Here is a 13505-nt window from a genome sequence, read left to right as displayed (position 1 = left end):
GATTAGGTTCTTTGTAACATTGGGCCTAACATACGGCCACCAACCAGGTGCATGTGAATGTGATACACCTCTTGTCCGCCATGTTTGTTGCAGTTCATGATTAAGCGGTAACCGTCTTCGTCGATGCCAGCCTCTTTCGCGAGTTTGGCCGCCACTGTGATCATTCGCCCCAGCGCCGCCTCATCAGAGGCTTTGACGTCGTTGACGGTCGGGATCAGATGGTTGGGGATGATCAGAATGTGCTGAGGAGCTTGGGGAGCAATGTCGCGAAATGCAGTAACTAAGTCATCCTGAAACAGGATGTCCGCTTCAATTTCGCGACGAATGATTTTGCTAAAAATGGTCTCTTGCGCCATGTTCGAGTCCTTTGTCCGCTTCGCGGGTGTTGTTATTGGGCACAGTATAACAATAGCCATATCACCAAGATACAGCTACGCCTTAGCAAGCGTGGTCGCTAGATTTGTCGGGGGAAATAAAAAAAGCTCCACGAACTTCAGTGGAGCAGACACTCGTTGCAGGAAGCACGAATATAGAAAGGATAGTGAAGCACTAGCCTTGTGTTAGCAAAAGGACAAAACTCACAGGTACTGCTGGGCTAATGCTCGCTAACCCTGCCAGTTCTCGTAATTTTTCGACCCCTGCGGTCATCGCAAAGGTATCGGCGTTGAGCAGGAGGGGCTGCTCGCTGGTGACCAGAATTTTGTTGGCACTTAGCTTGGCGACACGAACTGTCACCGGCATGACCTGATCTTCGCCGTGCAGGCTGATTTTAGCATCCATTCGCATGCTGACATCATCGCCAACAGCTAAGTTGTTCACCTGAGCCACATCCACTTTGGCGCTCAAATTGGCGGTAGCGAACTTAGTGGTTTCGAACAAGTACTCGATCATCCGCTGGTTGCGAATATCGATAAGCGTGTCGACGCTAGACAAGTCGATAGCCAAATCGAACTCGCCAGACTCGGCCAGTCGCCCGGAAATCTTTTTAAAGTGGTGGTTTTCAGCCACGGTGTTCTTCTTAATCGAGATGAAGTTCACTCGAGAACCCGTGTTATCAATTTGCCAAGGTGCCGCTTGGACTTGCAGACTTAGCGACAATGCCAGTAAAACCAGCACTATCATCAATAGGATTCGGTTGACGCTAGATAGATTCTTCCCCATAACTTTTCCCTCGTTGAGTGGAAATTCCGCGCACAGCATCCGCCTGTTCTTCGGCGGTATTTTTAAGACTAGACGCAGTTATGGGATTCGCAAGCGATGCAGGGAAATTTTTTCAACAAACTCAACTAGCTAGAGCTGAGGTCGAATGGGCACCGGATTCCGGTGCCTTATCAAGAGGTTATGGCGCTAAGCGTTCAGCGCTCCAGTCGTTGTCTTGTAAGCTGTACAAGAAGCGGTCGTGCAAGCGACGATCGCCCCCCTGCCAAAACTCAAAGCTGTCGGGCTTAATTCGATAGCCACCCCAAAAACTCGGCAAGGGTACTTCGCCTTTGGCAAACTTTTGCTTGAGCTCTAAAAACTTACCTTCCAGCACACCACGGGCGCTGATTTTTGAAGATTGTTGCGACACCCAGGCACCAATTTGCGAGTCCTTTGGGCGCGTGGCGAAGTAGGAAACCACTTCACTGGTTGGCAACGCCTCAGCCTCGCCAGTAATGGCGATTTGGCGCTCTAGGTCGTTCCATGGAAAAATCACATTGACCTTGGCGTTGTCTTTGATGTGTTGGGATTTGCGACTGCCGGTATTGGTGAAGAATACCAGGCCGTTTTCGTCGAACTTCTTCAGTAAAACGACACGCTGAAACGGCTGACCATTGGCGTCTACGGTAGCAAGTACCATGGCGGTAGGATCACAAATCTCTGCCTGACGGGCTTGATCCATCCAGAGTTCAAACAACTTCCACGGGCTTTGTGGTAGGTCTTTACGACGCAATCCACCTTGTTTGTAGTCGCGGCGCAGTTCCGACAGGTCTCTCATTTACAGCTCTCCTTTTCGCAATCGACGCATTGTACCTTGATTAACAGCGAGATAGTTGGACTTCATCGACAGTTTTTCAAGTTTAGTTTATGTCGAAACTGTGCTTTGGGTTCACTATCGAACTTGTGCTCTGTGTTAAATTTAACCAGTGAGACTGACGCTAGAGGTCTAAACGGATTTATGAAAACTCGCGATTTGCAAACCTTTGTCAAAGCCATCGAATTGGGCAGCGTGTCCAAGGCGGCTAAGGATCTGTTTATCACTCAGTCTGCCGCCTCTCAGCGCCTCAAAAACCTAGAAGAGCGCATAGGCGAAGATCTGCTCGACCGCTCACAATCGACACTGCAGCCAACCCAACCAGGGACCTTGGTACTGAGCTACGCCAAACGCATTCTCGCCTTGGAAAACGAGATGCTAGACCAGCTCAACCCGCAGCAAAGTAAAGACCATTTGGCGCTGTGTTGTACCCCTACTTTTGGCAACGTGTATTTACCGCCCATCATTGCAGAAATGACTCGAGTCTTTGGTCAGCAAGTGGAATTTGATTTCGTCTTTGAGCAACCTCAAAAAGCCCTCGATGGTCTCAACCAAGGCTTGTTTGATGTGGCGATTATCGAACATCTCAAACCGCTGGATAAGCGCAGCCATCACTTTGAATGTCTCACTCCAGACCAACTGATTTTTGTGGCCAGTAAGCACTACCCAATAGAGTCAGGTGTATTGTCGCTAGAGCAAGTGCTGGCAAAACGGGTTTACACTCGCAAGCCTGGATGCAGCTCACGTGCCCTGCTTGAACAAAACCTGGCCGAGCGTCAACGCAGCCTACAAGACTTTGAGTCGCTGGTGGTTTCTGATGATTTGCGTTTGACCATTGCTCAAATCAAAGCGGCGCAAGGCATTGCACTTGTGTCTAAAGCACTAGTTCACAACGAATTAAAGAACGATGAGCTGGTGGGTTTTAGCGTCGATGGCTTTAGCCACGTTCGCCGGCGCTCAATGCTGGTGCAGCACTCGCGTTTACACCAACCCTTAATGCAAGCCTTTATCCATCAAGTGCACCAAGCGTTTGAGCCTCATTAGCGGCTTGAAAAAGCAGCCCAACCGGGTTGGGCCGAAGATTGGAAGGTCGCCATTAAAGGCGACCCTCTGGGCAGTGGAATAGCAAGCTATCCCTTGGGTTCAAACAGTTCGAATGAATTGCTGGCCAGCGCACCATTGACGATAACCGAAACTTTGTAATTGATGACTGAACCAGTGGCTGCGTCAGCTTCCCAATCTAAGTCCGTCACGCGGAATTGGTACTTTCCGGTATCCGCTTCTTCGCTTAAGGTACCTGAGCATTCACCTTCTGCGGCACAGTCGTACTTGTAATACACGTGCCAGCGCTGCCAGGCTTTCGGATTCAACGACTTGTTGGTTTGATTGTCGGGGAATCCCATGAACACTATGTTGTAGTGCTTAGCATTAACCACAGGGTTGCCGTCGGCATCGGTAAGGCTAAAGTCCACATCACCGGTTTCTGGGTCAAAGCGGCCCAAGCCTAGGATGATTTCACCCGCCTTATCAACGTCGGTCACTACCGGGGCTGGCGGTGGTGGCGGCTCAACGATTGGGTCATCGACATCGACGTTGTTATCATCCCCACCGCAAGCGCCGAGTCCGAGCACAGCCGCTAACGATAAATATATGAGCTTTTTCATAACGGCCTCCTAATTAAAATGGCCAGTATGACAGGTGACACAGTCCATTCCGGTCATGGTACTTGGCGCATCGCCAAAGGTGTAAGAAGTACCGTGACACTCAACGCACTCACCTGCGCTGCCTTCTGGCAAACTGATCGCCGCTAGATCCACATCTTCACCGTCGACAATTCGATTCAGCAAAGTGACTATGTAATGAGCCATAGACGCCGACAAGCGCTGGCAACGCTCGCCTTTTTGTTTGGCGTTTAAGCCCGATGCGTCAGACCAGTTAGAGATTGAGCTGTGGCACATGAAGCTTTTCGCCACAGAGGCAGCAACCACTTTAGTGGCGGTATCTTCTGGATTAGCACCGATTCCAGTGACGAACTCATCGTCCATGTATGGCAGCGGAGTGGACTCGTAGTAGCGGTAAATCGCACCTACGATCTGGCCGTTTTTCCCTTCCGCATTTGGTACTTTGAGCAATTTGAGCAGCATACCTGCCGCGTTGTTATTGCCACAGATAGTGCCTTGTCCGAAGATACCGCCTGAACCGTAAATCGATAAAGCGGTAGGTATCGCCGCGAATTTAGCGGCGTCTGGTGAGCTGGATTCGGCCAACTTGGTGACTATCGCGTGAAAGACTTGGTACATGCAGCCTTTATTGCGAACGTCAGCGTCATAAGCCAACTTGGCCACAGCCATTGCATCAAGCTTGGCGTATTCGAGATTTTGCAAGTCAGCTGGGGTTAGCATGTTGTCGCCAGCCATTTCTTGCGCCTGCAACGACGAAGGTAGTAATACTGAGCCCGCCGCTGCCCCTGTTATGCCGATAATCTTGGTTATCGCTTGTCTTCTTTCGAGTTTCATAAGTCACCTTCCAATGTTTGTTATTCCTTACACCACAAGGTTACGTCAGGGTTTTTCGGTGATAAATCTCGCAATTTTTATAGGGTTATTAGTAAAACTGATGCGCGCTTTTTCTGAGTCTTAGCCGCTTCATTAAACCGACAAAAACTTGCGAATCTGTCTGGAAAAGGCCTGCTTAGACCAAATATCAACAAGTTAGATAAACTGAGCAGAAGTCAAAAACGTGAACTGACGCAGACAAAAAAGCCCAGCAATTGCTGGGCTTCAACACTGAATTTATGGTCTATTTGAGGTCAAGTTGGTAAATACTGGTAGTGCCGCTCACCTCAGAGCCGATAATCAGCAAAGGCTTGCCAGTCATGCTGTACATTGCTGGAACAAACTTCATTCCCTCTGGCCCCAAGTCACCGGCTACACTCGGGTCACCTTCCAGAATTTCGCCGTCATCAACCGCAAAGGTCACCTCGAAGTCTCTATCGACAATGTAGTCAACAAAGCTTACGTCAAATGGGTTGGTCACATCATAAATCATGAAACCGCCAACGCGCTCTAAACCGACAAAGGCATACAGCTTATCGCCAACCTGCCCAACTACCACAGCTTCTGGCTCTGGCCCTTTGTCATCAGAGCGGTTATCGCCCTTGTTCTCATCGTTAGTATTGTTGAAGTTGCTGCCAAGAATCGAAGCGGTAATGCGCTCGAAATCAGAACCACTGTCAAACACCTGGTTGCCATTGTCATCCCAAATAGAGAAGGAGCGACCGCCGTAACCCACAATTTTGCTGTAGCAATTGTTAGTGGCGTCATACCCCATGGATGAGGTGACCTTGTAGCGGGCAAGCTGAGTCTTGTCTTTCACCACTTCGAAATTTGGGTGAGATTCGCACACCTTGTAGTCACCCTCACCTAAGTCGTAATCGTAGTCACCGGCGCGAAACTCTTCGGTAAAGCCGTCGTACTCACGAGCATCACCCTCGTTAGCAGTTACCAAGAAGTTGCTGCCCTTCCAGCTGTAGCTGGCAATCATATCTGGTTGGTACAGACCGTAAACCCCTTCCCAAGTGCGAATGTTTACTGCATCGTCTTTGTCCGAGGCATCGATGGCGTTGTGCGCCAAGCCATAGTCCTTCATGCCAAGCGCCTGAATGCCTTTGATGCTGTTGTCACTGAGGTCGATAACAGCAACGGCGTTATTCTCCTGAAGCGCCACATAGGCCGTTTGGCTGTCTTGAGATACTGCAATGTACTCAGGCTCTAGATCTTCGGCCACACTCGAATCTGGGCCATTGATCTTAACCATTGGGCTTAACTCAGCTTCGCGTGCGCCACCGACATTAAACTCCGAAAAGTCGATGTGAGTGGCCGTGTCGGCCGCCATACCATTGGTCACCTCGATCACTGACACTGTGCCCAATGGGTCTAGGTCGTAAATGGCATTCGGCTCGCCTTCGTTGGCCACCAAAATCTTGCTGCCGTCTGGGGTGAACACCACATTGTCTGGCAAGGCGCCCGCTTCGATGGCTTTAACATAGGTCGGGTTGCCTTCTTCGTCGATTTGATAAATCGCGATAAAGCCGTTGGCTTGCTTCTTATTACCAGCACCATCGCCACGCTCGATGGCCACGGCCATCAAGTCGCCGTGAATTGCCAAGCTGTTCACTCCGCCAAGGTTTGGCTGATTAACGTCTGCAGCAACGTCTAATTCAGTCGCCTTGGTTAGGTTATTGAGATTAATAGGATCAGAGGCCTTTTCACCAGTGACCGTACTGGCATCAATCACATCAACCTTGCCGCTTTGAGCGTTTACCACGAACACTTGAGCACTTGGCGCGTGGAAATCAACGATTTCAGCAGCGCTAACTGCGTACTTGCCCGACTGGTAGCGAGCCACCATGTCGACACTCAGATTAGCGTTACCGGCACAAACGGTTTGCACATCAGTGACTTCATCGTCGCTAAGCTCACCGTTTCCATCCAAATCCAAGCCGGATTCGATACGTTGGCCACCCGCTGCACAAGTGGCGTCACCCACGGGTATATCGCTAATGCGAACTAGAGTATTCTTGCCATTTTCGCCGTCGATACCATCTTTGCCATTTTGCCCGTCATCGCCATTACAGCCAGTTAAAAGCAAACCGCCCAAAATCAAAGCCAAAGGCTTCAGTGAAGTGTTCATGAATCGTCCTAATTATTGTTAGCGTGAGTTGTGTGTGAACGGGCTAACAAGTTAGCTAGGAATTAAGACAGATTAGAGACAGTCAAATGAAAGGCAAGTGACCGCAAGATGACAACCGCATGACGCTAAGCGATTGGTTTTTCTTCCATAATGCCAATGAGATTGGCGTCTGGGTCGCGGATAAAGCCAATCCACAATTGATGGTCTGGCATATCGGCGGCTTTTTGTGGCGGGCGTTCGATAGCGACTGAGTTTGTTTCAAACTGCGCAAACACCGCTTCGATATTATCCACCTTGTAGTAGATCACTGAGGTATGATGATCGGCTGCCGGACCTTGCTGAGTGGTGAGCATCAAGCGCACGCCCGCGCAATCAAAAAACGCCAGGTTAGGCGGAGCTTCAAACAACAAGTTAAGACCCAAGCACTCCCGATAAAAGGCTTTTGAGACCTCGATATCGCTAACCGCAATGGCGATTTGGCCAATGGAGTTTATCGCATTCATTCTTGACTCTTATGGGCCAAGCTTGCCGCGTTGGCCTCCCAGTTCTGGCCGTCAAAAGGCACTATCTTGGCGTTCGCTGGCGCCTCGTCCAAACAGCGCAAATTCACATCGACGCCATCTGGGTTGGACCTAGGAATGTAAAAGGGTTTGATGCCGCAATGCTTGCAAAAAAAGTGACGGGCCACCCCAGAGTTAAATCGGTACTCGCTCAACTCCTCTTCCCCTTTTAACAGGCGAAATTGACTCTTTGGGACGATTAAGTGCAGATAGCCGCTTTTCGCGCAAATCGAACAATTGCAATCTTCGACCTCAGGCGCGTCATGACTTTCCACTTCAAAGCGGACTCGGCCACAATGGCAGCCTCCAGCGTACTTCATTGGTTACACTCCCTGTGTGGCTAGGTAATCGTCCAGTTGTTGGCGCATCTGCGCTTTGCGCTCAGCACTGCAAAAACTGGCATCAATGGCGTGACGAGTAAATTGCGCCAGCTCTTGTTGAGTCGGACTTAATGCACTGGCAACCGCCTCAAAGTTATCTGTCATGTAGCCGCCAAAATAAGCCGGATCGTCGGAATTTAAGGTGATACACAGCCCCTGACGCAACAGCTCGAGTAAATTGTGTTGCTCCATTTGTTCAAACACCTTGAGCTTGGTGTTCGATAGTGGACAGACGGTCAGCGCGATTTGCTCCTTTGCCAGCCGTTCTACCAGTTTAGGGTCGTCAATGCAGCGCACCCCGTGGTCCACCCGCGAGATTTTTAGCAGGTCCAGGCTGTCGCTTATGTTTTGCGCAGGCCCCTCTTCACCGGCGTGAGCCACGGTTAGCAAACCCTGCTCGCGGGCTTTGGCAAACACCTCAATAAACTTTTGCGGCGGATGGCCAAGCTCAGATGAGTCCAGCCCAACGGCGACAAGGCTGTCGAGATGTGGCTGCGCTTGAGATAGCGTTTCAAAGGCCGAGGCTTGGTCCAAATGACGCAAAAAGCACATGATTAGCTCGCTGCTGATACCCAGCTTTTGCTGCCCATCGGCCAAAGCACGGGTTATACCAGTAATGACAGTGTCAAAGGCGATGCCGCGTTCTGTATGGGTTTGTGGATCAAAAAATATCTCAGTGTGCATCACACAATCGCGCTGACAACACAGCAGGTAAGCCCAGGTGAGATCGTAAAAGTCCTGCTCGTGAATCAGCACCGCGGCACCGGCGTAATAAATGTCGAGAAAGGATTGAAGATTGTGAAACTGATACGCCGCGCTAACTTCTTCGATGCTTTGGTAAGGCAAATCGACCTGGTTTCGCTTGGCCAACTCGAACATTAACTCGGGCTCCAAACTGCCTTCGATGTGAAGGTGTAACTCAACCTTAGGAAGCCCTTGAATGAATGACTGCATAGCGAAACTTTACTCCCGAGAACGACTCCACCGACAGCTCAAATAATAGCCGCACAAAATCGCACTGAGCAAGGTTAAGGTGGCCGCTGCACCAGACACCTCTGGCGTAGCGGCTTGTTTTACCGCAATTCCGGCTGCAGCCCAAAGCACGACTAGCGGTATTATCACGTCATCGCGTTTCAACAAAAACCAAGCGGCCACTGAGCCCGCCAGCGCCAGTTTTAACCAGGTCCACTGAATGGCGTTAAACAGAAAATCATTGAGGTCCCAAGCGGTTTGCAGACTAGAGATGTTGGCAATATTGGCCACCGCAATCCAACCAAGATACAGACTGATGGGCGCGGCCAACCAGAGCTTGTCTTGCCGAGTTAGCTCCGCACCCTGAATGAGTTGGTAGCAGCGATAGTTAAACCACAGCAATGCCGCGATAGCCAGCATAGCCAATGCGATCAATTGATAGTGCCACACAAAAATCCAACTGGCATTGGCAAGGCATCCGTAAACAAAGGGGACTCGAATCGCTTGAATTAGTGGACGCTCTCTTTGTTCTGCGCGCGCTTGATAGACCACAAACCCGGTCAGCCAAAGATAAATCAGGCTCCAGATAGCAAACACATAGCCCGCTGGAGTGAACAAACTGGGATACAGTGCCGACACCTGCCCGGTGTTTAACCCGCCTATCGGGATGATGTTAGCCAGTGCGTTAACCAGTATCACTAAGACGTATGCTGCGATACAAGCTTTCCAATTAATCCATTGATTCATCAATCTAAATCCTTTGCACTCAATAACTGCTAACATAAACCACAGCTCGGCCAAGCGCACCAATTTTAACGGTTTCACCCAACTTAAACCCCAAGAGCTTGGCGAATTTAATCTTGTTTCCTGTGCTAAGGCCAACTCATGACTCAACAGCTAGCCGCTCATATTCAAACCAAAATCAGCGAAACACTTGGTGTTGCAATTGAGTCCGCAAATCCTGTGTCTGGTGGCGATATCGCCGAGTCCTATCGAGTGACCGCCGGCAAGCAAGCCTTCTTTGTCAAAATTCGCCCGCAAAATGCCCCGCCAGAGCTGTTGCCGTGCGAGGCGGTAGGGTTAAACGCCATTGCCGCTACCGGCAGCATAGACACTCCTGAAGTGATTGCCAGTGACAAGGACTTTTTGGTTTTACCGGCACTGACACCTAAGCGAGCGGATGAGGAACATTGGCGCACCTTAGGCCGAGGTTTGGCAAAGTTACACAGTGCTCCACAAACCGAGTTCGGTTTCGTCCATGACAATTTTTGCGGACTGACCCTACAGCCTAATCCCAGAACGGCCAACGGTTTTGACTTTTTTGCCGAGCATCGATTACTGCATCAAACCCAACTCGCCTTTGATAAAGGCCTGCTAACCGCTAAAGACTGTCAGGAATTAGAGTTGCTTGCAGGTCGCTTGTCCCGTTGGATCCCCGCACAAGCGCCGTCGTTGGTTCACGGTGACTTATGGAGTGGTAATCAAATGTGCACGGAGCAAGGCAGTGTGGTTATCGACCCCGCCGCCCATTGGGGCTGGCGCGAAGTGGATATCGGCATGAGTTTGATGTTTGGTGGGTTTGAGCGCGCTTTTTACGACAGCTATCAAGAGCACTTTCCGATGGAAAATCGCTGGCAGGAGCGAATGCCTTTGTACAACCTCTACCATTGGCTCAATCATCTCAATCTGTTTGGTGGCCAGTATCTGCCGGAAGTGAGAAGTACGCTACAGAGGTTTTGCTAACTAGAAAAGCCGTTATCTTTGGACACAAAAAAGGCTCTGACGGTGTTAACGCCAGAGCCCAAGCTCACTTAGCATTTAGTTAGCTTTGAAAACTACATTGTCGAGTCGGTATACCGCACCATCACCGGTACCCCAAGTTGGGAAAATCATAACGATTTTCACGTCACTCAGGTCTAATCCAGCAGACTCTAGCGCTGCTAAATCAAAGGTGTAGTGTTGCCATACGTCATCGCCAGGGGCCATACCCTCGTTACTGTCTTCCAGCTTCAACTCGGCAAAAACTTGATTGCTAGAGCTTTCCACTTTGAGCAACCAATCGCCACTGGTGTCGTTTGGCTGACTGACCACCTTCAAGTCGAACTCTAGAGTGCCATTGGCCAAGCCGGACACATCGATTCCAGCATCACCTAGCAGACCGCTCACCGTAGGAGTGGTGTTGAAAGTGACTTCGGCTACGTTGCCATAGTCTCCGCCCTCATCGACGATGGCTACTGTGGCACCACCACAGCAATCCCAAATGTCCCAGCCGTCCGCTGCCGCATCGGCAAACAGCACCACATCACCGCTAGGTCCTTCAGGTTGCTCACCCGGGTCGCCAACCACCCAAGAAACATTATCAATCTGGAAGCTCACGCCTTGCTGGTCCCCAAAGGTCGGGAAGATAACGATACCCGTATTAACCCCAGCTAGGTTCAGGCCACGGCCGACCAAGTCGGTCACAGGAACACTAAAGCTTTGCCAGACGCCATCAGCCACAACACCAAGCTCGATATCATTGGTTGAACAAGGGAACACACAGTCCACTTTGAACGCCATACCGCTAGAAGTGCCCGCGTAATCCAATACCTTTAGGTCAAAGCGCAATTCGCCGTTGGCAAACGCACTCAAATCCACTGGCTGTTGCGACTGAATGTAAAGCAGACCATCCGAGCCATTCTCAGACATTTTCACTTCTAACACTGTGCCGTGCTCAGGGTCACCGCTATCCACCATGCTCCAAGTCACGTGGTTAGTCGAATCGCCTTCAAAGTAATCAAAGCCCGCCCCGGTATCCCAAGCACCAATGCCTCGCGTCCACACTTCGCTGTTGACCATGTCGTCAAACACCACGACTTCTTGGCTGTCAATCTCGACTGCAGGTGGATAGATACCACAGCCTTCGTCACCAGGGTGGCCGCACTTAAGGCGGATATTGGCTACTTGAGCATGGGCTGCAGCGGTAAATTCCCCCACAAACAGGTTCAAAACTGCTGAGGTGTTTAAGGGAGCTTCGCCTGGGTTGGCCACCAGCTCGTTAATGGGCACAGACAGGGTCTGCCATTCGTCCATTTTCAACTCAGACAATGGGATTGACCAAGCACCCAAGGCCGGCCAGCCGCTGTCCATTTTCACAGCGAAACTGCCATCGGCATCGGTTAGCGAACTGTCGATGTACAAGTCAAAAATCAACTCACCCGCGTACAGCTTCCATGGCTCGTTAGACTTACCAACTCCAAACACATCGAAGGTAAGTCCATCCACTGCGTTAACCACAAAGTTACCCGCGCCTGAACTCATCACCTCAATCACTTTGCCAATCTCACCACCTAGGTCAGTTTCGGCAATCGCAAAGGCGCCTTCGTTATCCCAACCCACTTGTGCTTGCAGCGCGCGCTCGACGGTTTCGCCTTGGACTTCCCAGCTCAGGGTTCCAGCACCGCCTTTGTACAGATCGTACTCGGTGACATAAGCAGCACCATCGTCATACACAGTGGCGTCGTTGCTGATGCTTGAGGCACAACCTGCGCCGGTGGCGGGGTCAACATCACAGCGGTACACGCGAACGTAGTCCACCATCAATTTGGCTGGAAACTCAGTCATTTCATCAGGTGCACCTGGCCAGTTACCGCCTACAGCCAAGTTCAGCAGCAAGTGGAAAGGTTGATCAAACGGCGCCCCATCTGGATTCTGGTAACCTTCGTTTATGTTCTTGTAGAAATAGCTCCACCAGTGGTTGGCAGTCACAGTGGCGTAATGGGTATCGTTTAAATACCAGCGAATTTGGTCTTTTTCCCACTCAATGGCATACACGTGAAAATCTTCACCCACAGGTGCAGCAAACTCGGTGCTCGCGCTTTGGTTGTTCGGCCAAGCCATACCGTAGTGAGTCGTACCATACACTTTCTGGTCGTCGTCAGTGAGATTGACGGTTTCCATGATGTCCACTTCACCGCCAGACGCCCAACCACCGTATTTACTGTCAGTTGGCAACATCCAAAACGCTGGCCACAGACCTTGGCCTTTTGGTGGCTTTATTCTGGCTTCGATACGGCCAAAAGTAATGTCTAACTTGCCATCAGAGCGCATGCGGCCAGAGGTATATGGATAGCCATTGCTCATCTCTTCGCGAGCAGTAATAACCAGATGACCATCTTCAACACTGATGTTGTCGGCTTGATACCACTCAAGCTCGTTGTTGCCCCAGCCGGGTATGCCGTACTGAGAGCCGTCACCGGTTTCAATGTTCCAATTGGTATCGTTTAAGGCGGTGCCGTCAAACTCGTCAGCCCACGCCAACACCCACTCGCCAGCGGCGGTCACCATAACGGTAAACGATTGACTATCGCTTAAGATCCCATCGGAAACTTTCAAGCTAACCGAGTATTCACCAATATCGGTGGCAGCCGGAGTACCAGACAACAATCCCGAGCTGGAATCGAGATTCAGCCAACTAGGTAAATCACTGCCAGTATAAGTAAGGGTGTCATCTTCATCGACGTCTTCAGCGACCGCCTGATAACTGTAGGACTCTTGCGCTTTAACCTCGGTCAAAGGTGAGCTGGTAAACTCAGGAGCGCTATTTGGCGTCTCACTCCAGATGTCTTCGCCACAGCCCGCTAACCACAAAAGCGCCATAGTGCTCACAGCCAAGGGCTTGAGACGGGCGCCATTTAAGGTGTTTGCTTTCATTGTTCTTCCCGCTGCTAATGGAGTTAGTTTATTTACTTTCGGAATACACCCTTTTTATTGGGACTCATTCACGTGTAAGCGCTTACACTAGTTAGTTTTATTCACTCCGCTCGATTACGCGATACGATGCGAGAGACAGCAGAATCATTGAGTTACAACGGCTAGCAAGAATGGAAGCGCTTTCATATTTATAGC

The 13505-nt window shown here is 50.5% G+C and carries 13 protein-coding genes; 2 read left to right on the top strand and 11 right to left on the bottom strand.

Annotated elements, in window-relative coordinates; genetic code table 11:
* Positions 1-2: 2 nt before the first annotated feature.
* The 3 genes from hinT to pdxH all read right to left on the bottom strand — a co-directional run bounded on the left by hinT (position 3) and on the right by pdxH (position 1978).
* Positions 3-356 (bottom strand): purine nucleoside phosphoramidase, encoded by a 354-nt coding sequence (hinT, locus tag CLC93_RS06275; RefSeq protein ID WP_095505117.1) that lies wholly within the window; start codon positions 354-356, stop codon positions 3-5.
* 193 nt (positions 357-549) lie between these two features.
* Positions 550-1161, bottom strand: a complete 612-nt coding sequence (locus CLC93_RS06270) for a YceI family protein (RefSeq protein ID WP_095505116.1) — start codon at positions 1159-1161, stop codon at positions 550-552.
* 178 nt (positions 1162-1339) lie between these two features.
* A complete protein-coding gene (gene pdxH / locus CLC93_RS06265; protein ID WP_095505115.1) occupies positions 1340-1978 on the bottom strand; it encodes a pyridoxamine 5'-phosphate oxidase in 639 nt (212 codons plus the stop codon).
* 180 nt (positions 1979-2158) lie between these two features.
* Between pdxH and CLC93_RS06260 the strand changes: the two genes are divergently transcribed.
* The gene (locus CLC93_RS06260) at positions 2159-3058 is read left to right on the top strand and encodes a LysR family transcriptional regulator (RefSeq protein WP_095505114.1); all 900 of its coding nucleotides are present in this window, start codon (positions 2159-2161) and stop codon (positions 3056-3058) included.
* Positions 3059-3144: 86 nt separating this feature from the next.
* Here the strand turns inward: CLC93_RS06260 and CLC93_RS06255 are convergent, their stop codons facing one another.
* From CLC93_RS06255 to CLC93_RS06225, 7 genes are all read right to left on the bottom strand, one after another.
* Positions 3145-3678, bottom strand: a complete 534-nt coding sequence (locus CLC93_RS06255; protein WP_095505113.1) for a hypothetical protein — start codon at positions 3676-3678, stop codon at positions 3145-3147.
* 9 nt (positions 3679-3687) lie between these two features.
* Positions 3688-4530 (bottom strand): cytochrome C, encoded by an 843-nt coding sequence (locus CLC93_RS06250; RefSeq protein WP_095505112.1) that lies wholly within the window; start codon positions 4528-4530, stop codon positions 3688-3690.
* Between the two features lie 283 nt (positions 4531-4813).
* Positions 4814-6706: a choice-of-anchor I family protein gene (locus tag CLC93_RS06245; RefSeq protein ID WP_095505111.1), complete on the bottom strand. Its 1893-nt coding sequence runs from the start codon at positions 6704-6706 to the stop codon at positions 4814-4816.
* A gap of 125 nt (positions 6707-6831) precedes the next feature.
* Positions 6832-7209: a VOC family protein gene (locus CLC93_RS06240; protein WP_095505110.1), complete on the bottom strand. Its 378-nt coding sequence runs from the start codon at positions 7207-7209 to the stop codon at positions 6832-6834.
* Entirely contained in the window at positions 7206-7586 is a 381-nt protein-coding gene (locus tag CLC93_RS06235) for a GFA family protein (RefSeq protein ID WP_095505109.1), read from the bottom strand. The genes CLC93_RS06240 and CLC93_RS06235 overlap by 4 nt, the downstream gene beginning before the upstream one ends.
* Positions 7587-7589: 3 nt before the next feature.
* Entirely contained in the window at positions 7590-8600 is a 1011-nt protein-coding gene (locus CLC93_RS06230) for an adenosine deaminase (protein ID WP_095505108.1), read from the bottom strand.
* A 9-nt stretch (positions 8601-8609) separates the two neighbouring features.
* The gene (locus CLC93_RS06225; protein WP_141237353.1) at positions 8610-9365 is read right to left on the bottom strand and encodes a tryptophan-rich sensory protein; all 756 of its coding nucleotides are present in this window, start codon (positions 9363-9365) and stop codon (positions 8610-8612) included.
* 138 nt (positions 9366-9503) lie between these two features.
* On the opposite strand from CLC93_RS06225, the gene CLC93_RS06220 reads away from it, so the two are divergent.
* Positions 9504-10361, top strand: coding sequence for a fructosamine kinase family protein (locus tag CLC93_RS06220; RefSeq protein WP_095505106.1), 858 nt, complete (start codon positions 9504-9506; stop codon positions 10359-10361).
* Between the two features lie 75 nt (positions 10362-10436).
* On the opposite strand, the gene CLC93_RS06215 is transcribed toward CLC93_RS06220, so the two are convergent.
* Positions 10437-13310, bottom strand: a complete 2874-nt coding sequence (locus CLC93_RS06215) for a family 16 glycosylhydrolase (protein WP_095505105.1) — start codon at positions 13308-13310, stop codon at positions 10437-10439.
* Between the last annotated feature and the right edge of the window lie 195 nt (positions 13311-13505).

Origin of the sequence: Paraferrimonas sedimenticola, from assembly GCF_002282855.1 — a bacterium.
Lineage (GTDB): Bacteria > Pseudomonadota > Gammaproteobacteria > Enterobacterales > Shewanellaceae > Paraferrimonas > Paraferrimonas sedimenticola.
Note: the sequence above shows the minus strand (reverse complement) of the source record. Positions and strands in the feature narration are given on the sequence as shown.

Excerpts from the sequence above, each read along its gene's own strand:
- CLC93_RS06215 (WP_095505105.1), bottom strand. The coding sequence starts at position 13,310 with ATGAAAGCAAACACCTTAAATGGCGCCCGTCTCAAGCCCTTGGCTGTG.
- CLC93_RS06245 (WP_095505111.1), bottom strand. The coding sequence starts at position 6,706 with ATGAACACTTCACTGAAGCCTTTGGCTTTGATTTTGGGCGGTTTGCTT.
- CLC93_RS06260 (WP_095505114.1), top strand. The coding sequence starts at position 2,159 with ATGAAAACTCGCGATTTGCAAACCTTTGTCAAAGCCATCGAATTGGGC.
- CLC93_RS06240 (WP_095505110.1), bottom strand. The coding sequence starts at position 7,209 with ATGAATGCGATAAACTCCATTGGCCAAATCGCCATTGCGGTTAGCGAT.
- CLC93_RS06250 (WP_095505112.1), bottom strand. The coding sequence starts at position 4,530 with ATGAAACTCGAAAGAAGACAAGCGATAACCAAGATTATCGGCATAACA.
- CLC93_RS06225 (WP_141237353.1), bottom strand. The coding sequence starts at position 9,365 with ATGAATCAATGGATTAATTGGAAAGCTTGTATCGCAGCATACGTCTTA.
- CLC93_RS06235 (WP_095505109.1), bottom strand. The coding sequence starts at position 7,586 with ATGAAGTACGCTGGAGGCTGCCATTGTGGCCGAGTCCGCTTTGAAGTG.
- CLC93_RS06220 (WP_095505106.1), top strand. The coding sequence starts at position 9,504 with ATGACTCAACAGCTAGCCGCTCATATTCAAACCAAAATCAGCGAAACA.
- hinT (WP_095505117.1), bottom strand. The coding sequence starts at position 356 with ATGGCGCAAGAGACCATTTTTAGCAAAATCATTCGTCGCGAAATTGAA.
- CLC93_RS06270 (WP_095505116.1), bottom strand. The coding sequence starts at position 1,161 with ATGGGGAAGAATCTATCTAGCGTCAACCGAATCCTATTGATGATAGTG.
- CLC93_RS06255 (WP_095505113.1), bottom strand. The coding sequence starts at position 3,678 with ATGAAAAAGCTCATATATTTATCGTTAGCGGCTGTGCTCGGACTCGGC.
- CLC93_RS06230 (WP_095505108.1), bottom strand. The coding sequence starts at position 8,600 with ATGCAGTCATTCATTCAAGGGCTTCCTAAGGTTGAGTTACACCTTCAC.
- pdxH (WP_095505115.1), bottom strand. The coding sequence starts at position 1,978 with ATGAGAGACCTGTCGGAACTGCGCCGCGACTACAAACAAGGTGGATTG.